Below are 20,859 nucleotides of genomic sequence, written 5' to 3' on the forward strand. Positions count from 1 at the left end.
TCAGCTTTTTATCTATTATTAATTTATAGTTACCTTACGTAATCCCGTAAAAATTGCTTGATTAAATTAATTAGTTTTGAATTCTATTTCAAACTAATAAGCAATGAAAAAAGCAATCCTAATTCTGTTCATTTTATTAAGCGTTCAATCTCAAGCACAAAAAACAGAAAACATCATTATTATCACTACAGATGGTTTTAGATGGCAGGAAGTTTTTAAAGGAGTAGATGCAGCAATTGCCAATGATAAAAAATTTAATCAGGGAGACAGCGCTTATATTTATAAAAAATACGGGAATCTAGATGTAAAAGAATCTCGTAAAAAATTAATGCCTTTTTTCTGGTCGGAAATTGCCTCAAGAGGACAGATTTATGGAAATCGAGATTTAGGAAACAAAGTCGATGTTGCCAATCCGTATTGGTTTAGTTATCCTGGTTATAGCGAAATCATGACTGGAAATGTTGATCTTCAGGTTAACTCAAATGGCTATAAACCTAATCCAAATGTCAATGTTTTAGAGTTTTTAAATCAGCAGGCTAAATTAAAAGGCAAAGTTGCAGCTTTTGGAGCTTGGGATGCTTTTGACCGAATTTTAAATGAAGAAAGAAGTGGTTTTCCTGTCATTTCTGCATTTGATAAAGTGGGCGGAAACAAACCAACAGCAGCTCAAAAATTGCTGAATGAAATGCGTGACAATTCATTTAAACCTTTTCATGAAGATGAGTGTTTAGATGTTTTTACACATTATCAAGCATTAGATGAACTAAAAACCAAAAAGCCAAAAGTATTATACATCGCCTACGGTGAAACCGACGAATGGGCGCATCACGGAGATTACAGATCGTATCTCGATGCTGCAAATCAAGTAGATAAATGGATTCAGGAAATCTGGAATTTTGTTCAAAATGATCCTCAATACAAAAACAAAACAACCATATTTATAACAGTAGATCACGGTCGTGGCGACAAAGTAAAATCGCAATGGACAGATCATGGCTCTGATGTTCCAGGAGCATCTGAAATTTGGTTTGCTTCAATGGGTCCAGAAATTGCCCCAAAAGGCGAAATCAAAACTGAAGCTCAATTCTATCAAAAACAATTTGCTCAAACTTTAGCAAAATTGATGGGTTATGATTTTAAAACCTCGCACCCTGTAGAAAAAGAAGTTTCAGAATTATTACAAAGCAACCAAAAACCATAAATAATTAATCTTTAACCAACCAACCCAAAATGAAAAAACCTTTATTATTTCTTTTACTATGGACGATTTCAATTACCAAAATGATCGCCCAAGAACCTGATACTCTCAGAGCTTATTATGATAAAATTGAAAAATCTTTTAACTACGAAACAGGAAAAATTACACTTACTGAAGGCAACGGAACTTTGAATGTTCCTAAAGGATTTAAATTTTTAAATGGAGAACAAACCCAAAATGTACTGAGCAATTTATGGGGAAATCCCGAAGACAAATCGATTCTAGGATCACTTGTTCCAGATGGAAAAGGCGTTACTCATGCTGATAGCTGGATGTTTGTAATTAGCTATCAAGGAGATGGTTATGTAAAAGATGATGATGCAGATGATATCGATTATACAGATCTTCTGAAAACCATGAAGGAAGATGTAGCGACAGAAAACGAAGAAAGAAAAAAGGCGGGTTATCCTGAGGTTCAATTGATCGGGTGGGCTTCTACTCCATTCTATGACAACAATTTAAAAGTGCTTCATTGGGCAAAAGAATTACAATTCGGTCAAGATAAAGAACACACTTTAAATTACGATTTAAGGGTTTTAGGAAGAAAAGGAATGTATAATATTTCTGCTGTTGCTGGTGTAAATCAATTAGCAGAAGTAAAAGCAAGTATTCCAGGAATCATCAAAAGTGTTGAGTTTGATGAAGGAAATAAATACTTAGATTTTGACGCTGATACAGACACCGTTGCCGCATGGACTATTGGCGGATTAGTTGCAGGAAAAGTATTGGCTAAAGTTGGTTTCTTTGCTATTTTGGCAAAATTCGGAAAGTTTATTGTAATCGGAATTGTAGCGGCTTTTGCAGCAATAAAGAAATTTCTTTTTGGAAACAAAGACCAAGTAGTTACAAAACCTGCTGAAGAAACAGCTCTTTTAGAAGAAAATAATTCTACTGAGGAATAATTTTAGTTAGCCACGAATTCACAAATTTTTAATATTTTTTTCACTATTTAGCAGAAAAAAATAATTCGTGAATTCGTGGTTATTTTTATGGCTTGCAGGAAGAAAAAAACTCTGTACCTTTGCCCCTCTGCAACTTTGAGCCTTAAAAAAATGAAACAAATCACTTCAATTCAAAATCCGTTTATCAAATCTTTGGTTTTACTCCAGGAAAAATCCAAAGCCAGAAAACAAACTGGAACATTTTTGATTGAAGGTTTAAGAGAAATTTCATTAGCTATAAAAGGAGGTTACGAAATCGAAACGGTTTTATTTTTACCTGAATTAGTTTCTGAATCTGAAATCAATAGACTAATTAAAAATCCATTTCAGATTATAGAAATCAACAAAGAAGTTTACCAAAAATTGGCTTATCGCGATACGACAGAAGGAATTTTAGCTGTAGCTAAAAGCAAATCCTTAAAATTATCTGATTTAAAATTATCCGAAAACCCGTTGATTTTAGTGGTAGAATCTTTAGAAAAACCAGGGAATATTGGTGCTGTTTTACGAACTGCAGATGCTGCCAAGTTAGATGCTGTTTTAATCGCCAATCCGAAAAGCGATTTATACAATCCGAATATTGTTCGTTCAAGCGTTGGATGTTTATTTACCAACCAAATTGCAACTGGAACAACTACAGAAATTATTGCTTTTTTGAAAGAAAAAAAGATCAATTTCTATAGCGCTACTTTACAAAATTCAACTTCCTATCACACTCAAAACTTCACCTCTCCAACTGCTTTGGTTGTTGGTACAGAAGCAACAGGTTTAACGCAAGAATGGCGTGATAATGCAACTCAAAACATTATTATTCCAATGCAAGGCGAAATTGACAGTATGAATGTTTCTGTTGCAGCCGCTATTTTAATTTTTGAGGCTAAAAGACAAAGAGGGTTCTAATTTTAGATTTTAGATTTTAGATTTTCTAAAAATCGCTTCGCTCTTTTTGGAATTTATTCCTGCAAAAATCTAAAATCTGCACTATAAAATCTACAATGGCAAAGCCTTGCGTATGTTCAAACTAATTCTTATTTTTAGTACTTGAACTATGCCGTTATGACAGAAATAGATATAGAAAAAGAAAACAAAGCTATTGCGCAGGAATACAAAGAATTACTACGAATAAGTTACCAAACTTTAAGCCCAACCGACAAAAAATTAATTCGAAAAGCTTTTGATGTTGCCGTAGATGCGCACAAAGAACAGAGAAGAAAATCTGGTGAGGCGTATATCTTTCATCCTATTGCAGTTGCAAAAATTGTTGCCTCAGAAATTGGTCTGGGAGCGACCTCTATCGCTGCGGCCTTACTTCACGATGTTGTTGAAGATACTCCAATTACCGTTGAAGATATTGAACGTTTGTTTAATCCGAAAGTAGCTCAATTAGTTGAAGGACTTACTAAGATTTCATTGGTTCAAAAAGACTTAAATGCTTCAATGCAAGCGGAGAATTTCAGAAAAATGATTCTGACATTGAACGACGATGTCCGTGTAATTTTAATCAAATTGGCCGATCGTTTGCATAACATGCAGACAATGGATTCGATGGCGGAATACAAACAAACTAAAATCGCATCTGAAACTTTATACATTTATGCTCCTCTAGCTCACCGTTTGGGACTTTATAACATTAAAACTAAACTAGAAGATTTAGGATTAAAATATACTGAACCAGCAGTTTACGATGATATCGTAAGTAAAATTCGTGAAACTAAAGAAGAGCAAGATGCTTATATCAAAGATATTTCGGATGTTTTGAAAAAATCTTTAGATAACGAAGGCGTAGATTATATCATAAAAGGTCGACCAAAATCGATTTATTCTATTCGTCGAAAAATGCGTGCTCAAAACGTAACTTTTGATGAAGTGTATGACAAATTCGCGCTTAGAATTGTTTACAAAGCTTCTCCACAGGAAGAAAAATTCATAGCTTGGAAAATTTATTCGATCGTAACGGATCATTACAGACCGAGTCCGAGCCGTTTGCGTGATTGGATTTCATCACCAAAATCAACTGGTTATGAAGCACTTCACATCACCGTAATGGGCCCAAAAGGACGCTGGGTTGAAGTTCAAGTTCGAAGCGAACGTATGGACGAAATTGCAGAAAAAGGTTATGCAGCACATTACAAATACAAAAATGGCGCAAGCGAAGAAAGTGGTTTAGATGTTTGGTTGAATTTACTTCGTGAAGCACTAGAAAATCCAGAAACTAACGCGGTTGATTTTGTGGAAGATTTCAAAATGAATTTGTATTCAAAAGAAATCTTCATCTTTACACCAAAAGGAGAAATCAAATCGCTGCCAAAAGGCGCCACTTCTCTTGATTTTGCTTTTAGTATTCACTCTGAAATCGGAATTAAAACTCGCGGAACTCGTGTTAATGGCCGTTTAGTTCCATTAAATTACGAACTAAAAAGCGGTGACCAGGTCGAAGTTATTACTTCTCCAAACCAAAAACCAACAGTAAACTGGTTAGAATACGTAACAACTTCGAGAGCTAAAAATAAAATTAAAAACGTTCTTAACGAGAACACTAAAAAAATTGCAGAAGAAGGAAAAGAATTACTTGTTAGAAAATTAAAACATTTAAAAGTTACGTTCAATGAACAGGTAACAAACGAGTTAGTTAACTTCTTTAAACTAAAAACAAGTTTAGATTTATTTTATAGAGTTGGAATTGGTGCGATTGAAAATCAGCAATTAAAAGATTTTGCGGCGCAGAAAAGCAATTCGTTTATTAATTTCTTTAAAAATAAAATTAAACGAACAAAAGATACCGCAGACGAAGATATTCACAAACCAGTCATTAGCAGCAATTATGACATGCTGGTTTTTGGAACAGAACATGACAAACTAGATTATAAGCTTTCACAATGCTGTAACCCAATTCCAGGGGACGATGTTTTTGGTTTTGTTACCATTAACGAAGGAATAAAAGTGCACAAAAAAGATTGTCCGAACGCAATTGGAATGCAGTCTAATTATGCTTATAGAATTATGAGTGCCAAATGGATTGATTCTTCACAAGAGGAATTCAAAGCCATTATCAATATTACAGGAATGGATGTTTTAGGACTTACCAACCAATTGACAAAAGTAATTTCAAACAATATGAGCGTAAATATTCAAAGTATTTCGCTTAGTACAGACGCTGGAATTTTCCACGGACAAGTTGCCGTAATTGTTAAAAACAATACGATTTTGAAAAAAATGATTAGCGCAATTAAAAAAATTGATGGGGTCGACAAGGTTACCAGAGAGTATAGAACCTAACTTTTTAGGGAAACTATAAGAATTTTGTAACGAAACTTTAAACCCGAAACTTTTATTCATTAAAAATAAAAAATTATCTTTGCCGGATATGACACTTATTTCAACTGACAACACTAAGAATCAAGAAATTGTAAAAAATGTTTTTACACTATATCTTGAACAAAAAGGGCATCGCAAAACTCCTGAGCGTTATGCTATACTTCAGGAAATTTACGATAGCGAAGAGCATTTTGATATAGAAAACCTTTATATCAAAATGAAAAACAAAAACTATCGTGTAAGTAGAGCTACTTTATACAACACGATTGAGTTATTGTTGGACTGCGCTTTGGTTAGAAAACATCAATTTGGACAAAATCAGGCTTACTACGAAAAATCATATTTTGATAAACAGCACGATCACATCATTATGACAGATTCTGGTGAGGTAATCGAATTTTGCGATCCAAGAATTCAAACCATCAAAAAGACTATTGAAGAAATTTTTGATATTGAAATTACAAATCACTCGCTTTATTTCTACGGAAACAAAAAGCAAAACTCAAATTCATAGTCTTTTCAAATTAGACTTTTCAAAAAAAAATAAAAAAAAGAAAATTAACTACATAATCAGTAGGGCAACTTAGATTGCCTCAACGCAAATTAAAACAGAATGACCGTAGATTTATTACTAGGATTACAATGGGGAGATGAAGGTAAAGGAAAAATTGTTGACGTACTTACCTCAAATTACGATATTATTGCACGTTTCCAAGGAGGACCAAATGCAGGACATACACTAGAATTTGACGGAATTAAACACGTACTAAGAACGATTCCTTCTGGAATTTTTCATAAAAACTCAGTAAATATCATCGGAAATGGAGTTGTAATTGACCCTGTAGTTTTCCAAAAAGAAATTGAAGGTTTGGAGAAATTCAACCTTGATATCAAAAGTAAATTAATTATTTCTAGAAAAGCACACTTAATTTTACCAACTCACCGTTTGCTTGACGCAGCTTCTGAAGCTTCTAAAGGAAAAGCAAAAATTGGTTCTACTCTTAAAGGAATTGGACCAACTTACATGGACAAAACCGGTAGAAATGGTTTACGTGTTGGAGATATCGAATTAGAAGATTTCAAAGAGCGTTACAGAGCTTTAGCTGACAAACATGAAGCAATGATTGCTTTTCATGATGTTGCTATTCAATATAATTTAGCTGAATTAGAAAAAGAATTCTTCGAAGCTATTGAAGAATTAAAAAAATTAGATTTCATTGATAGTGAAGAATACATGCATCAAGCTCAAAAAGCTGGAAAATCTATTCTTTGCGAAGGTGCTCAAGGATCTTTACTAGATGTTGATTTCGGAACTTATCCTTTCGTAACTTCATCAAACACTACTGCTGCTGGAGCTTGTACAGGTTTAGGAATTGCTCCTAACAAAATCAAAGAAGTTTACGGAATTTTTAAAGCTTACGTTACACGTGTTGGTAGCGGACCTTTCCCTACTGAACTTTTTGACGAAGTTGGTGCTACAATGGCAAAAGTGGGTAACGAATTTGGTTCTGTAACAGGAAGACAAAGACGTTGCGGATGGTTAGACCTTGTTGCTTTAAAATATGCAGTTCAAGTTAACGGAGTTACTCAGTTAATGATGATGAAAGGTGATGTTCTTTCTGGTTTTGAAACTTTAAAAGTTTGTACTGAATACAACTACAAAGGTCAAAACATTTCTCACTTCCCTTACAACATTGAGCCAGAAAATGTTACTCCAATTTACAAAGAGTTTAAAGGATGGAAGCAAGATTTAACTGGATTAACAACTTACGATCAATTGCCAATTGAGCTAAAAGAATATATTGAGTTTATTGAAAAAGAAATCGAAGTGCCAATCAAAATTGTATCGGTTGGACCAGATAGAAAGCAAACAATAACAAAATAATACATTTAAACGCTCTGATTTTCAGAGCGTTTTTTTTTTGACTATTTACTACTGACATGAGAAAAAATCCTGAAATTGAGATTACAGAAACCAAGTTATTATCAGACAATTGGTATCTGCTAAACAAAGTAACTTTTAATTATAAAAAAGAAAATCAGCCTGTTGAATCGCACATTCGTGAAGTATACGATCGTGGAAATGGCGCTGGAATATTACTTTACAATACTTCTAAAAGAACAGTTATACTAACCAGACAATTTCGTTTACCGACTTATCTTAACGGAAATAAATCTGGAATGATGATTGAAGTTTGCGCCGGACTTTTAGATAAAGACAATGCCGAACAAGCTATAATTCGAGAAACAGAAGAAGAAACTGGCTATCGTTTAAGCAAGGTGCAAAAAGTAATCGAAACTTATATGTCACCAGGTTCTGTAACAGAAATTCTATATCTTTTTGTTGGCGAATACGACGAAAATATGAAAGTTAGTGAAGGTGGCGGATTGGATGCTGAACAAGAAAATATTGAGGTTTTAGAATTTACTTTTGATCAAGCTTATTCCATGATCGAATCTGGAGAAATTTCAGATGCTAAAACGATTATGTTATTGCAACATGCCAAAATAAAAGGATTGATTTAAAAGTTTTTTGAGTATTTTAGATTAACAAAACGATCTAAAATGCTCAAATCTAAAATAGTACTGATTTTACTTTTGCCATTATTTGTTTTTTCACAAAGCGAAAAATGGCCAGCAGAAAAACTCAAAAAAGATTTAACCATCTTTAGAGAAATAAGAGAAAAAGCTAATTCAGGACTTTATAAATACAGAACAAAACAACAGATTGACAGTATTTATTCTTGGGCTTTTTCGCAAATTAATGAGCCAAAAGAACTTATTGAATTCTACAAAATAATCCTTCAGATAACCGATTTTGAAGGAAGTCTGCACAATGACACAACACTTCCTTATGATTTTGAAAAGAAATATTCATCAGGAAATGTTTTCTTTCCATATCCTGTAAAACTTATAGAGAATCTATTGATTCTTAATTTTGAAAATTCAGAAATTCCGCTGGGCTCTCAAATTTATAGCATTAATGGCATTGCAACCCAAAAACTGCTTTTATCTCTCTACAAATATTACACAACTGACGGTTATAACATTACTGGAAAATCGATTGGAATTGGAAGTTCTTTCTCCAAATATTTCCAAATGGAATATGGTTCTCAAAAAAGCTTTTTGGTGGAATATTCTCTTCCAAATCAAACTCAAAAACTGACCAAAACTATTTATCCTGTTTCAAATGAAATTCGGAAAGAAAACTTCAAAAAAAGGCATTCGCTTCCCGTTGATAGTCTACAATACAATCGTGCAAAGGAGAAATATTCGTTTAAAGTAATTTCAGATAATACTGCACTACTTTCAATTCATACTTTTGTAATTGGTCGAAATGCAAAACACAAAGAACATCTGGCGTACAAAAAATATCTGGATAGCTGTTTTAATTATCTTTCCAAAAATAATCAGATAAAGAACTTGATTGTTGATGTAAGAAACAATGGCGGCGGCACCGATCCTAACGATATTGTGACTTTCTCTTATTTGACAAAAAAAGCTTATCGTGAAAATGCTTCAGCTTATGTAAATTTTCAGAAAATACCATTTCCCAATTATTTCGTTTACGAAGAAACCGATGCTAAAAGACAACAGGAAGAACTAAAAGATTTTGAAGATGAATTAATAGAAGAATTTACAAAATTGGAAAAAGGAAAATATTATCAAGACGAAAAATTCAACCCATTATTACAACCTAATCAAAACCGTTTCAAAGGGCAAATCTATATGCTCATTAGTCCGAGAATTGCTTCAGCTGGATCTTTATTTGCTTCACTTGTGGCTGGAAACACAAATGCAATTGTAATTGGCGAAGAAACTATGGGTGGATATTACGGGCACAACGGCCACACTCCTATTGAATACGAGTTACCAAACACCAAAATCAAAACGCAGTTTTCTATTGTAAATCTAGAGCAGGATGTTCCCAAAAAAGCAAATCAAATTTTTGGAAGAGGAATAATTCCAGATCATGAAATTTTACAGACATTTGAAGATTTTATGCAAAATAGAGATACTCAGTATATTTATACAATAAAATTGATAGATCAAAAATAAAGTCACTGTTTAGTATTATCTGCAAAATGAAAATCCCGAAACCAATTCCAAAAATTATGTAACCCTTTTCAGCTATCACAATCGTAACTTTATTTTCATAAAAATACGACCTATGAAAAAGTTATATTACACAGCAAACGCCCTACTTTTATTAATGTTAGTCTTATTAGGTTCTTGCAAAAAAACCGATACGATAACATTGACTGAAAACAAAAAAGAGAAAAAGAAAGTAATTGAATATAAAAAACCAGAAACCGTTTCTTACCAAGTAGAAAAAACCAAAGAATGGCTGAAGCTTAATGAAGCCGACAGCTCAAAAATGGATATTGTTTACGCCTTAAACCGAACAGATAAAGCTAATTTTAAGAAATTAGATTCTGTTGTAATTCCAGCAGATTTTAGCGGAGATTTGGTTTATTATCTTCCGTTTCCGCTTCATGTTTCGGCTTTAGAAGAAGTTTCAAAAATTATTCTTTTTTCTTATCCGACCCAAACTTTTGCGGCTTACGAAAATGGCGAATTAGTTAGAACAGGACCAACTAATATGGGAAGAAAAAAAGATCCTACGCCGACGGGATTATTTTTTACCAACTGGAAAGCAGAAAAAACAACAAGCACATTTAATGACGAGTGGGACTTAAAATGGAATTTTAACATCGAAAATAAACTCGGCGTTGGTTTTCATGAATACGATTTGCCTGGATATCCCGCATCACATTCTTGTTTGCGATTATTAGAAAAAGACGCTAAATACCTTTACAAATTTGCTGACGAATGGATTCTGAAAGACAAGGAAAATGTAAAAGTAAAAGGTACGCCTGTAATCGTTTTTGGAAGTTATAATTTTGACGGACCAAAACCGTGGCTTCAATTGGCTTCAGATCCAGAAGCTTTAAATATTCCGGTATCTGAAATTGAAACTGAGGTAAAACCATTTTTAAAAGAAATTTTAGAAAACCAAAACTTAAGAGAAGCCGAGCCAACAAAAACTTTGTAAAATATACTTCAAATACAAAATCAGCTGAAATGATATAATATCGTTTCAGCTTTTTTTATTTGCTTTTAAATATAAAATTTGGCTAAAGTCCTTCTCTTTGTCCTTTTTTAAAACCTCCAGCTAAAGCTGGAGGCAATTCATATTTTCAAACCCATGACTTTTTGAACCTTTGTCTCTTTGCCTCTTTGCACCTCTGAACCTAAAAAACTTAGCACCTCAGCATCTTAGAACCTTAGTATATCAAAAAAATACGCATAAATAAGCGATCGTTCATTTATTATTTATATCTTTGCGTCATAATTAGTTAGAATTATGAGAACAAGAGATATTAATAAAGAAGAAATTGTAAAGCAAAAAGCAATCGAAATGATTGTAAATCAAGGTGTGGAAGGTTTTGGAATGAACCGTTTGGCTAAGGAATGTGGCATTTCTGTAGCCACACTTTATATCTATTATTCAGACAAAGAGGATTTGATCAAAAAAATCGGAATTGAAATTGGCAAAAAATTCTTCGACAAAATGTTTGACGGATTTTCTGCTGAAATGACTTTTAAAGATGGATTGCGAATGCAATGGGAAAACCGTATTTACTTCAATTTAAATTTTACACTTCAAGCGACTTGTTTAGAGCTTTTAAAACATTCTACTTACGGCGATGCAATCATACAAGAAGTGACAGGAGAATACAAACAAATGATGACTGAGTTTATGCTTTCGGCGATTGAAAGAAAAGAACTTATTTCTGTTCCTTATGAAGTCTTTTGGAGTATTGCTTACGGTTCGCTTTATTCTCTTTTAGAATTTCACAGAGACGGAAAATCAATGTCTGGAAAATCTTTTGTTCTTAAAGAAGAAATTAAAAATGAAGCTTTTAATCTGGTTTTAAAAGCGTTGACTCCTTAAATAAATTTCAAATTCCAAATCCCAAATTCCAAATCCCAAATTCCAATCCTGGAACCTAAAGGCAAACTCCAAAAACTAAATTCCAAGTTCTAAATTCTAAATTCTCAATACTTTATCACTCTGTGCAAGTGGCAGAGCAATTTCAATAATATTAATTTAAATAAAATGAAAACTTCAATTATAGAAAATAAAAAAATTGCCATTATTGGCGGCGGTCCAGTTGGGCTGACTACAGCTAGAATTCTTCAAATTAATGGTGCTGATGTCACAGTTTACGAAAGAGACATTAATGCACAAGCTAGAACTTCGGGCGGAACTCTTGATATTCACTCAGATTCTGGACAGTTTGCGATTCAGAAGGCAGGTTTAATGGATGAATTCTACAAATATGCTCGACCAACTGGCGAGAAAATGGCTAATATGGACGGAAACATTACTTCTGATGAAATGCCAGATGAAACCAATGCTTTTTCGCGTCCAGAAATTGACCGAAATGATCTTAGAAAAATTATGTTGGACAACCTCAAAGAAGGTACAGTTATTTGGGATAGTCAACTAGTTAATATCGAAAAAATAGAAAATCAATATGTTTTAGAATTTAAAAACGGTACAAAAACAACTGCAGATTTTGTTATTGTGGCAAATGGAGGAAGATCTAACGCTAGAAAATTTGTAAGCGATCAAGAACCTCAGCTTTCTGGAACCTACATTATTCAGGGAGAAATTGTAAATCCTGATCAAGATTATCCTGAATTTAAGCCGAAATACGGAAACGGAAATGTAATGGCAATGGGCGAACACAAAATGTTTTATACCCACACTATGCGCGACGGTTCTGTTCATTTTGGAGTTTCTTTTAAAGCAGATGAAAATTGGATTTCAAATCACGGAATCAACTTTGAAGATGATAAAACAGTGATTGCTTTTTTAAATGAAACTTTTAAAAACTGGAACGATGATTACAAAAAATTCTTTGCTGCTTCGACTGAATTTTCTGGTTTGCCATTGCGTTTATTTTCTTTAGAAGAACCTTGGAAACAACATTCAAACATTACGCTTGTTGGCGACGCAGCTCACTTAATGCCTCCATTTGCTGGCGAAGGCGTAAATATGGGATTATTTGATGCTTTTCATTTAACCCAAAACTTAACCAACGCAAAATTTGAAACCATTGATGAAGCAATCGCCGATTACGAGAAAAAAATGTTCGGTTATGCATTAGAAGCACAGCGCATGACAAAGAAAATGGAAGATTTACTACATTCTGATATTGTGACTGAAGATATTTTAAATAGTAGATTCTAATTAAAATGAGATAATAAAATTAAAAAAGGCGTAAGAATTAAATCTTACGCCTTTTTCTATAGGTTAATTGATTAATATTTCAATTTCATCTAAAAAAAGCTGTTTTCTTTTTATTCCATAAAGCCTTTTCAATAAATTCAAAATACTAAATGGATTACTTCCTATCATTGAATAAAACACAGCCATATCTTCATAATTATGAACTGAAATTTTATATTTCGATTTTTCAGTTATCTGAAAACTAAAAAATTTCACAGCTCTATTTCCGTTTTTATAATCTCTAACTTTAAGACTTTCCTCTCTCAGTAATATCGATTCATTTGTTTTTAAATCAAGTATTTCAACAAAAAAATCATCATTAACCTGAACATCAAAACCTCCTAAAACATAGATATCATAAAACCCATAATACAAATCAACTTCAAGAACATCTTTTAACTTGAATTGCAAATTCATTATGATTATCTAGAATAATTCGGAGCTTCTTTTGTAATTGTTACGTTATGAGGGTGACTTTCAGTAATTCCACTTGAAGTGATTCTTACGAAACGACCTGTTTCTTGTAAAGTAGGAATATCTTTTGAACCACAGTATCCCATACCTGCACGAAGACCTCCGATAAATTGAAGCATACTTTCGTTTAATTCTCCTTTGTAAGGAACACGTCCAACGATTCCTTCTGGAACTAATTTTTTAACGTCGTCTTCAACATCTTGGAAATAACGATCTTTAGAACCAGTTTGCATTGCTTCAACAGATCCCATTCCGCGGTAAGATTTGAATTTTCTTCCTTCGAAAATGATAGTTTCTCCTGGAGATTCTTTTGTTCCTGCTAATAATGAACCTAACATTACACAGTCAGCACCTGCAGCGATTGCTTTAGGAATATCTCCTGTATAACGAATTCCACCATCTGCAATTACAGGAACTCCAGTTCCTTTGATTGCCGCAGCAACTTCTAAAACTGCTGAGAATTGAGGGAAACCAACACCTGCAACGATACGAGTTGTACAGATAGAACCAGGTCCGATTCCAACTTTTACTCCGTCCGCTCCATTTTCTACTAAATATTTAGCAGCTTCTGGAGTAGCGATATTTCCAACTACTACGTCTATTTGAGGGAATTTTGCTTTTACTTCTTTTAATACATTTACAACACCTTCTGTGTGTCCGTGAGCTGTATCGATAATGATTGCGTCTACACCAGCGGCAACTAAAGCTTCTGCTCTTTGAACAGCATCTCCAGTAACTCCAATTGCAGCAGCAACTCTTAAACGGCCAAAAGAATCTTTGTTTGCGATTGGCTTTTGAGTCAGTTTTGTAATATCTCTGAAAGTGATTAAACCAACTAATTCGTTTTTATCGTTTACAACTGGTAATTTTTCGATTTTATGACCTTGTAAAACTACTTCTGCCTGCTCTAGTGAAGTTCCTTCAGAAACCGTAACTAAGTTTTGGCTTGTCATAACCTCAGCGATAGGTCTTGCTCCGTTTTTCTCGAAACGCAAGTCACGGTTTGTAACGATACCTTTTAAGATTTTATTTTCGTCAACGATTGGAATACCACCGATTCCAAATTCTTTCATAGCGTTTTTAGCGTCAGCAATTGTAGAATTCATTGGTAAAGTTACCGGATCGATAATCATACCTGCTTCAGCACGTTTTACTTTTCGAACTTTTCCTGCTTGCTGTTCGATAGTCATATTTTTATGTAAAACACCAATTCCGCCTTCTTGAGCCATAGCAATTGCCATTGCGCTTTCTGTAACTGTATCCATCGCAGCTGATACAATTGGAACGTTTAATGTAATGTTTCTTGAGAATCTTGATTTAATGCTCACTTCGCGAGGAAGCACATTCGAGTAGTTAGGTACTAATAATACATCGTCGTAAGTTAAACCTTCGCCGATAATCTTGGAGTTGTGTGCTATCATGGTGCAATTTCTAGTTGAATTGCGTGCAAATATAGTGAATAAATTGCTAACTTGAATACTAACTTATTCATAAATTTACATTTACAGGAAAAGTCTTTCAAATTAAATTCCAATTTTCTAAATTCTAAATTCCAAGTTAAAAATAGAGAAAAGCAAACTTTTTTAGAATTTAGAAAATTGATGTTTTAATCTCTGTCTTGGAAAACAAAATTTACCCCGAGTTGAAATGCTGCACTGCTTGCCTTTGATATATCTTTGTATTCTAAAACATTATTGAACATTGCATAGAGATTTACTGGGCCAATTGTTCCTGCAAGCCCTAGTCCGATATTTTTATTTGAAAAAGTATCAAAAGTATAAGTTGCTTTAACATCTAATTTTCTAAAAATATTTCTTCTATAAAAAGCAGTTAAAGCCAATAAAGGTGTACGTGGCGCAGACATTGCAAAAAACTGTGCTCCTACGGCATTTTTATAGTTTACATCTCCACCTTGTCCTTTGCAATTACATTCATTATCTGGACGTGATTCTCCAAATGAATATTGAATAGACGAATATATTTTGGTTGGGCGCCAAGTGGTATATTTATTATAAAGTGTATCTCGCGGAATGGCTTTATCAAATTCATCAAAAACATTTTCCGGGTCATCAGTTCCCATAAAATCAGGATTTACTCCATTGTATTGATAAGTTCCTTTGTAAGTCAGTGTTTCGATATCTTTGGTTTGTCGCACAAATCCTAAATCTACAACACTTGCTGTCACTTGCAAATTGTCTTTAAAATAATAAGTGAATCCTGCATCAATACCAAGACCTAAACTTCCATTAAAAAAAGTATTGTTTGCAATATCTCTGATGACATTTCCTTCGTATTCATCCTTTGTAAACTTTGAGAGCCCCGAAGTCCTTAATTCTAAATTGGAAGAAATAACTTGATTATAGAAATTTGGTGTAGTTGTGCTTTCGCCCGTATATATATAGCCTGAATTTTTTGTCGAAGTAGCATTTGCCCCACTCGAATAAATTTTGGCGCGTCCTCCATAAACCAGTTTTTCATTGACTTTTTTATGAAATCCGAAATGCAAAACAGACAAAACCTCTGCTTTCATACTTAAATCTCCAAGGTTGAAGGATTTCCCGATGTAATCTTTGTTTCCGTTTAAAGCCAATAAAGCTAAATCTTTTGGAACAAACATAAAAAAATCGAATTCCTGATACAGTCCAAATGAAACATACGATTTGCTTTCTCTACCTCCTACTCTAAATCCGCCAGAAAATATTTCTAATTGCTGATTGGTTACGACTTTATCATTTGCAGAGGATTTACTGATAACATTTCGCACTTTCTGATTGAAATCGACACCATTGTCGGCAAATAAATCGTAAGCTGAAAAACTAGTCGAACCTAAATTGGCTGAAACCCCAGATAAGACAGGAAAACCAAAATAATATTTATAGGAAACATCAGCACCTGGATTTACTAACAACGACTGCGGAATAGAAGTAAAATTATACAGTATTTCTTTATTTTGAGAAAAACAAGAAAGCTGAAAAATAAGGCAGAATATCAGATATATTTTTCTCATCCGATAATTAAATAAGCCGTTGCACTTGATTTTAATTTCAAACTTCCTGTACTGTCATCATTCAATGGAGGCCCAGCCGCCACGAAAACAACAAAACCAATATTAATTGTTTTCTTTAAGTTTTCTAAACGCTGATTTTCAAAAGATTCTGTTGGATATTTTATAACATTGGAACCTCCTGTATAGGCTGGAACATTAAAAGTTATAGTTTCCAAAACCTCATCATCAGCATTCAATAAAAGTATATTTACGACAAAAGCGCGGTCTATCGTATTTTCGATTTCAAAATCAAATTCTGCTTTTGTTAAACGATTGGTGAAAAATTTATCTTTAAAAACATCAAAACCCCTTACATCGGCTAAGACGTGATTTCCTCCATCATCAATAAGTTTATTTGCGGGAATATCAAAATAAGCCAAATTTGCTAAAACGGCTGGCTCAAGCTTAAAATCATTTACCTGATCGAAATCTAAATTACTTGAACAGGAAAAAAATAAAAAAGCAAAAAGAATAATACTTAAGGTTTTTTTTGAAGAGTTTGATTTCATACCAAAAGTTATATAAATAATTAAATGTAATGCTTAATATTTATAAGGAATATCTAAGATAAGAAAATATAACTATTTATTAATGAAAGCTATATACATTTTTGAAGCTTAAAACTTTTTTTAGCTTCAATCATTATTTTTAGAAATTATACTTGGATTTAAGATTTCTTCTAGATTTCCAATATTTAATAGATCACTAATTGTTTTTTCAATACAATCTCTAGTTAATTCTTCAACAAATAAATCTGGCGGAATTAAATATAATCCATGAAGATTATTTCTTGTGTTTTTATTTGACTGAAGCGCAGTAGTTAAGAAATTATACGTCCAAACATTTATTCCATAATTTCTTCCATCCTCCATTGTGACATGTATATTACAAAAATCATTGTCTTTTTGCCAGTTGTCTGGATCAACTTCTTCAAATTCTAACCAAAGCTTAAATTCATCCATATAAAACAACTATTTGATTTTAATGGAACTTCCCAAACAATTTTGAAGCTTCATTATAAGCACTTTCAAAACTTAGAGAATTAAGTCCGGTTATTTTTTTATTTGCAGTAAAATAAGAAACTAGTTTTTCTGTCGGCATATTTCCTGTAAGTTTATCAGTTGCCATTGGACAGCCACCAAATCCTTGAATAGCACCATCAAAACGAGTACAGCCTGATTTTGCAGCAGCATCGATTTTTTCGAACCAGCTTTCGGGTGTTGTATGAAGATGCGCTCCAAACTCAATTTCAGGATATTTCGGAATTAAATCTGAAAACAAATACGTAATTACTTCTGGCGTTGAAGTTCCCACAGTATCAGAAAGTGATAAAATTTTCACGCCCATTCCTGCCAGTTTTTCAGTCCATTCGGCTACAATTTCAACATTCCACGGATCTCCATAAGGATTTCCGAAACCCATTGAAAGATAGGTCACAACTTCTTTATTTTTCTTATCGGCAACTTCAAGAATTTCTTCTAGTGTAACTAAAGATTCTGCAATAGTTTTATGCGTATTACGCATCTGAAAGTTCTCAGAAATAGAAAAAGGAAAACCTAAATATTGGATTTGTTCATAATTGGCAGCGGTTACTGCTCCTTGTGTATTAGCAATAATAGAAAGCAGTTTACTTGTTGTTTGAGACAAATCTAACTGTTCTAAAACGGCAGCAGTATCTTGCATTTGCGGAATAGCTTTTGGAGAAACAAAACTTCCAAAATCAATAGTATCAAAGCCTACTCGCAACAAAGCTTGTATATAAGTAACTTTATTTTTTGTCGGAATAAAATCTTTAATGCCTTGCATGGCATCTCTTGGGCATTCAATAATTTTGATTTCTCTGTTCAAAGCTTATTCTTTTGTAAAGGCTAAGTTAGTTTCTTTTTTAAAGAAATAAAAGATAATTTTAGCTGAATCCGAATTATTACGGAATATCGTAATAGCATTTGTTATTACTGAAAACCGTAATAATTAATAGTATTACGGAAAACGGTAATATTATAAATTATTACTTATATTTGTAATAGAAAGTTTATTATTTTTTAATTATATTTGGTTATGACTAGTGTAATTACAGGCGACATAATTGGTTCGAGACAGCAGAAATCAGAAAATTGGGTTGAAGGTTTAAAGAAAATCTTAGCCCCTTTAGGCCATACTCCTAGTCAATGGGAAGTATATCGCGGAGACGAATTTCAAGTTGAAGTAACCAATCCAGAAGATGCTTTACTGACAGCGATTTTAATAAAAGCGCATTTAAGATCTATAAAATCTGACGCTCGAATGAGTATTGGTTTTGGAGATAAAACACACAATGCTGAACGGATTTCTGAAAGTAATGGTTCTGCTTTTATAAACTCGGGTGAACTTTTTGAAACTTTGAAAAAACAAAAAATCACTTTGGCAATGCGAACAGGAGATTTAGATTTTGATGAAAAACTGAATTTAATGCTGCAACTAGCGTTAACATTTATGGACAGCTGGCTAGTACAATCGGCAGAATTTGTGGCTTTAGCAATAGAAAATCCGACTTTGTCGCAAGAAGAATTAGGTCAAAAACTAGGCATAAACCAAGCTGCTGTGAGCCGAAGACAAAAACGTGCTCACTTTGATTTGGTCATGAATTTAGATCGTTATTTTAGAACACAAATAAAACAACTTACAGCCTCATGATTTTATTTATAAAATTGCTTCTCGCTCATTTATTAGGAGATTTTATCTGGCAGCCTAATTCTTGGGTTACCGACAAAGAAATTAAGAAGCATAAAAGCATTTACTTATACATTCATATTTTACTTCACGGAGCGCTGGCGGCAATTCTGGTTGGAGAAATCAATTTTATACCCTATGCCATAATTATTGCCGTTACGCACGGAATTGTCGATTTAATAAAACTGAATTTCCAGAAAAATAAAACAAAACGCACTTGGTTTGTAGTCGACCAAATTGCTCATATTTTAATTTTAATTGGAATTGCGCTTCTTTATGAAAATAAGCCTATTCCTAGTTTCTGGGAAGACAATCAATTCTGGATCTTGTTAACTGGATTTTTATTGCTCACCAAACCAACCTCTATTTTTATAAAAACCATAATCTCAATCTGGGCGCCAGAAAGCAAAAACAGCAATCAGGATAACTCGCTGATTGCTGCTGGAAATTATATTGGTATTTTAGAACGCTTATTTGTTTTCGGTTTTATTTTAACCGGACATTTTGAAGCAATCGGATTTTTATTGGCTGCAAAATCTATTTTCAGATTCGGAGATTTAAAAGAAGCCAAAGACAGAAAATTGACCGAATATGTTTTAATCGGAACTTTAATCAGCTTTGGAATTGCAATACTTGCCGGATTATCCGTTCAAGCTTTATTTTTACAATTGCTTTAAAACTTTTTTGTTGATTGCTTTTATCAATGCTGGACCTTCATAAATAAATCCTGTATACAATTGCACCAAACTTGCTCCTGCATTTAGTTTTTCAATCGCATCATCTGCAGAATGAATTCCTCCCACCCCAATAATCGGAAATGCTTTATTGCTTTTTTCTGAAAGAAAGCGGATTACTTCTGTAGAACGTTTCGTTAATGGTTTTCCAGATAAGCCTCCTGTTTCTGTTTGGTTCGAAGATTGCAATCCTTCTCTAGAAATAGTGGTATTTGTTGCAATTACACCTGCAATTTGAGTTGTTTTTACAATATCAATAATATCTAATAATTGCTCATCTGTTAAGTCTGGAGCAATTTTTAAAAGAATTGGTTTTACTTTTTGCGTGCTTGTTTTTTGCTTTTCGATATTTCTATTTTGCAAAGTCTGCAATAAAGCTGTCAAAGGTTCTTTATCTTGTAAAGCTCTTAAATTTGGTGTATTTGGCGAACTTACATTCACTACAAAATAATCTACATGATTAAAAAGTGCATCAAAACAAATGATATAATCTTTTACGGCATCTTCGTTATCGGTCACTTTGTTTTTTCCGATATTTCCTCCAATTAAAACACCTGAATTCTTTTTAAGACGCTCTACAGCTTCTAAAACTCCTCCATTATTAAACCCCATTCGGTTAATAATCGCTTGATCTTCTTTTAGACGGAATAAACGTTTTTTTGGATTTCCTTCTTGTCCAACTGGCGTTACAGTTCCAATTTCGATAAAACCAAAACCAAAATCGCCTAGTTCTTTATACAGTTTCGCATCTTTATCAAAACCTGCAGCAAGTCCAACTGGGTTTTTAAATTTAATTCCGAAAACTTCTCTTTCTAATCGAGTGTCTTTTACTTCATAAATCGATCTTATAATTGCCGAAACTCCAGGGATTTTTGAAATGAATTTTACAAATGAGAAAGTAAAGTAATGCACTTTTTCAGGATCAAAACAAAAAAGTATCGGACGAATTATCAATTTATACATAAGAGTTGTGTTGTTGTTATTTTGGCTGCAAATTTAAATATTATAGTTTAAAAAGGTGCTTTTTTACAAAAAACAAATAATTTCAATTTTGTTTAATTATTTCGCCTGTAATTAAA

At 33.2% G+C, this 20,859-nt stretch carries 20 protein-coding genes; 13 read left to right on the plus strand and 7 right to left on the minus strand.

Annotated features, from left to right (window positions below):
* Positions 1 to 103: 103 nt before the first annotated feature.
* The 11 genes from OD917_RS20350 (at position 104) to OD917_RS20400 (ending at position 12,778) form a co-directional block, all read left to right on the plus strand.
* Positions 104 to 1,201, plus strand: a complete 1,098-nt coding sequence (locus OD917_RS20350; protein WP_263525233.1) for a phosphoglyceromutase — start codon at positions 104 to 106, stop codon at positions 1,199 to 1,201.
* Positions 1,202 to 1,230: 29 nt separating this feature from the next.
* The gene (locus OD917_RS20355; RefSeq protein WP_263525234.1) at positions 1,231 to 2,160 is read left to right on the plus strand and encodes a DUF2167 domain-containing protein; all 930 of its coding nucleotides are present in this window, start codon (positions 1,231 to 1,233) and stop codon (positions 2,158 to 2,160) included.
* A 150-nt stretch (positions 2,161 to 2,310) separates the two neighbouring features.
* Positions 2,311 to 3,099, plus strand: a complete 789-nt coding sequence (locus OD917_RS20360) for a TrmH family RNA methyltransferase (RefSeq protein WP_263525235.1) — start codon at positions 2,311 to 2,313, stop codon at positions 3,097 to 3,099.
* Between the two features lie 156 nt (positions 3,100 to 3,255).
* Positions 3,256 to 5,475, plus strand: coding sequence for a RelA/SpoT family protein (locus OD917_RS20365; protein WP_111287557.1), 2,220 nt, complete (start codon positions 3,256 to 3,258; stop codon positions 5,473 to 5,475).
* An 88-nt stretch (positions 5,476 to 5,563) separates the two neighbouring features.
* Positions 5,564 to 6,028: a Fur family transcriptional regulator gene (locus OD917_RS20370; RefSeq protein ID WP_008462215.1), complete on the plus strand. Its 465-nt coding sequence runs from the start codon at positions 5,564 to 5,566 to the stop codon at positions 6,026 to 6,028.
* 99 nt (positions 6,029 to 6,127) lie between these two features.
* Positions 6,128 to 7,399 (plus strand): adenylosuccinate synthase, encoded by a 1,272-nt coding sequence (locus tag OD917_RS20375; protein WP_263525236.1) that lies wholly within the window; start codon positions 6,128 to 6,130, stop codon positions 7,397 to 7,399.
* 56 nt (positions 7,400 to 7,455) lie between these two features.
* A complete protein-coding gene (locus OD917_RS20380) occupies positions 7,456 to 8,040 on the plus strand; it encodes an NUDIX domain-containing protein (RefSeq protein ID WP_263525237.1) in 585 nt (194 codons plus the stop codon).
* A 39-nt stretch (positions 8,041 to 8,079) separates the two neighbouring features.
* On the plus strand, positions 8,080 to 9,573 hold the full coding sequence (locus tag OD917_RS20385; RefSeq protein WP_263525238.1) for a S41 family peptidase: 1,494 nt from the start codon (positions 8,080 to 8,082) through the stop codon (positions 9,571 to 9,573).
* Between the two features lie 112 nt (positions 9,574 to 9,685).
* Positions 9,686 to 10,570: a L,D-transpeptidase gene (locus OD917_RS20390; RefSeq protein WP_263525239.1), complete on the plus strand. Its 885-nt coding sequence runs from the start codon at positions 9,686 to 9,688 to the stop codon at positions 10,568 to 10,570.
* Positions 10,571 to 10,882: 312 nt separating this feature from the next.
* Positions 10,883 to 11,473, plus strand: coding sequence for a TetR/AcrR family transcriptional regulator (locus OD917_RS20395; protein WP_263525240.1), 591 nt, complete (start codon positions 10,883 to 10,885; stop codon positions 11,471 to 11,473).
* Between the two features lie 165 nt (positions 11,474 to 11,638).
* Positions 11,639 to 12,778, plus strand: coding sequence for an FAD-dependent oxidoreductase (locus tag OD917_RS20400; RefSeq protein ID WP_263525241.1), 1,140 nt, complete (start codon positions 11,639 to 11,641; stop codon positions 12,776 to 12,778).
* A gap of 63 nt (positions 12,779 to 12,841) precedes the next feature.
* On the opposite strand, the gene OD917_RS20405 is transcribed toward OD917_RS20400, so the two are convergent.
* The 6 genes from OD917_RS20405 to OD917_RS20430 form a co-directional block, all read right to left on the minus strand.
* Positions 12,842 to 13,234: a hypothetical protein gene (locus OD917_RS20405; RefSeq protein WP_263525242.1), complete on the minus strand. Its 393-nt coding sequence runs from the start codon at positions 13,232 to 13,234 to the stop codon at positions 12,842 to 12,844.
* A gap of 5 nt (positions 13,235 to 13,239) precedes the next feature.
* Positions 13,240 to 14,712: an IMP dehydrogenase gene (gene guaB / locus OD917_RS20410; RefSeq protein ID WP_129747279.1), complete on the minus strand. Its 1,473-nt coding sequence runs from the start codon at positions 14,710 to 14,712 to the stop codon at positions 13,240 to 13,242.
* Positions 14,713 to 14,897: 185 nt separating this feature from the next.
* Positions 14,898 to 16,298, minus strand: a complete 1,401-nt coding sequence (locus OD917_RS20415; protein WP_263525243.1) for a DUF5723 family protein — start codon at positions 16,296 to 16,298, stop codon at positions 14,898 to 14,900.
* The gene (locus OD917_RS20420; protein WP_263525244.1) at positions 16,295 to 16,846 is read right to left on the minus strand and encodes a hypothetical protein; all 552 of its coding nucleotides are present in this window, start codon (positions 16,844 to 16,846) and stop codon (positions 16,295 to 16,297) included. Before OD917_RS20420 ends, OD917_RS20415 begins: the two co-directional genes overlap by 4 nt.
* 126 nt (positions 16,847 to 16,972) lie before the next feature.
* Complete coding sequence (locus OD917_RS20425; protein ID WP_263525245.1) at positions 16,973 to 17,299, minus strand: hypothetical protein; 327 nt, start codon at positions 17,297 to 17,299, stop codon at positions 16,973 to 16,975.
* Positions 17,300 to 17,318: 19 nt separating this feature from the next.
* Positions 17,319 to 18,185, minus strand: coding sequence for a hydroxymethylglutaryl-CoA lyase (locus tag OD917_RS20430; RefSeq protein ID WP_263525246.1), 867 nt, complete (start codon positions 18,183 to 18,185; stop codon positions 17,319 to 17,321).
* Between the two features lie 210 nt (positions 18,186 to 18,395).
* On the opposite strand from OD917_RS20430, the gene OD917_RS20435 reads away from it, so the two are divergent.
* Both OD917_RS20435 and OD917_RS20440 read left to right on the plus strand, forming a co-directional pair.
* Entirely contained in the window at positions 18,396 to 19,010 is a 615-nt protein-coding gene (locus OD917_RS20435; protein WP_263525247.1) for a SatD family protein, read from the plus strand.
* The gene (locus tag OD917_RS20440; protein WP_263525248.1) at positions 19,007 to 19,723 is read left to right on the plus strand and encodes a DUF3307 domain-containing protein; all 717 of its coding nucleotides are present in this window, start codon (positions 19,007 to 19,009) and stop codon (positions 19,721 to 19,723) included. The genes OD917_RS20435 and OD917_RS20440 overlap by 4 nt, the downstream gene beginning before the upstream one ends.
* Here the strand turns inward: OD917_RS20440 and OD917_RS20445 are convergent.
* Complete coding sequence (locus tag OD917_RS20445; protein WP_263525249.1) at positions 19,709 to 20,743, minus strand: quinone-dependent dihydroorotate dehydrogenase; 1,035 nt, start codon at positions 20,741 to 20,743, stop codon at positions 19,709 to 19,711. The two genes, OD917_RS20440 and OD917_RS20445, sit on opposite strands and share 15 nt — an antisense overlap.
* Positions 20,744 to 20,859: the final 116 nt, after the last annotated feature.

This window comes from Flavobacterium sp. SH_e (assembly GCF_025717045.1).
Classification (GTDB): domain Bacteria; phylum Bacteroidota; class Bacteroidia; order Flavobacteriales; family Flavobacteriaceae; genus Flavobacterium.

Bases quoted from the DNA above. Each gene is read 5' to 3' on its own strand.
- OD917_RS20360 (WP_263525235.1), top strand. From the start codon at position 2,311: ATGAAACAAATCACTTCAATTCAAAATCCGTTTATCAAATCTTTGGTT.
- OD917_RS20415 (WP_263525243.1), bottom strand. From the start codon at position 16,298: ATGAGAAAAATATATCTGATATTCTGCCTTATTTTTCAGCTTTCTTGT.
- OD917_RS20355 (WP_263525234.1), top strand. From the start codon at position 1,231: ATGAAAAAACCTTTATTATTTCTTTTACTATGGACGATTTCAATTACC.
- OD917_RS20400 (WP_263525241.1), top strand. From the start codon at position 11,639: ATGAAAACTTCAATTATAGAAAATAAAAAAATTGCCATTATTGGCGGC.
- OD917_RS20370 (WP_008462215.1), top strand. From the start codon at position 5,564: ATGACACTTATTTCAACTGACAACACTAAGAATCAAGAAATTGTAAAA.
- OD917_RS20440 (WP_263525248.1), top strand. From the start codon at position 19,007: ATGATTTTATTTATAAAATTGCTTCTCGCTCATTTATTAGGAGATTTT.
- OD917_RS20350 (WP_263525233.1), top strand. From the start codon at position 104: ATGAAAAAAGCAATCCTAATTCTGTTCATTTTATTAAGCGTTCAATCT.
- OD917_RS20435 (WP_263525247.1), top strand. From the start codon at position 18,396: ATGACTAGTGTAATTACAGGCGACATAATTGGTTCGAGACAGCAGAAA.
- OD917_RS20395 (WP_263525240.1), top strand. From the start codon at position 10,883: ATGAGAACAAGAGATATTAATAAAGAAGAAATTGTAAAGCAAAAAGCA.
- OD917_RS20375 (WP_263525236.1), top strand. From the start codon at position 6,128: ATGACCGTAGATTTATTACTAGGATTACAATGGGGAGATGAAGGTAAA.
- OD917_RS20405 (WP_263525242.1), bottom strand. From the start codon at position 13,234: ATGAATTTGCAATTCAAGTTAAAAGATGTTCTTGAAGTTGATTTGTAT.
- OD917_RS20365 (WP_111287557.1), top strand. From the start codon at position 3,256: ATGACAGAAATAGATATAGAAAAAGAAAACAAAGCTATTGCGCAGGAA.
- OD917_RS20385 (WP_263525238.1), top strand. From the start codon at position 8,080: ATGCTCAAATCTAAAATAGTACTGATTTTACTTTTGCCATTATTTGTT.
- guaB (WP_129747279.1), bottom strand. From the start codon at position 14,712: ATGATAGCACACAACTCCAAGATTATCGGCGAAGGTTTAACTTACGAC.
- OD917_RS20420 (WP_263525244.1), bottom strand. From the start codon at position 16,846: ATGAAATCAAACTCTTCAAAAAAAACCTTAAGTATTATTCTTTTTGCT.
- OD917_RS20390 (WP_263525239.1), top strand. From the start codon at position 9,686: ATGAAAAAGTTATATTACACAGCAAACGCCCTACTTTTATTAATGTTA.
- OD917_RS20380 (WP_263525237.1), top strand. From the start codon at position 7,456: ATGAGAAAAAATCCTGAAATTGAGATTACAGAAACCAAGTTATTATCA.
- OD917_RS20425 (WP_263525245.1), bottom strand. From the start codon at position 17,299: ATGGATGAATTTAAGCTTTGGTTAGAATTTGAAGAAGTTGATCCAGAC.
- OD917_RS20445 (WP_263525249.1), bottom strand. From the start codon at position 20,743: ATGTATAAATTGATAATTCGTCCGATACTTTTTTGTTTTGATCCTGAA.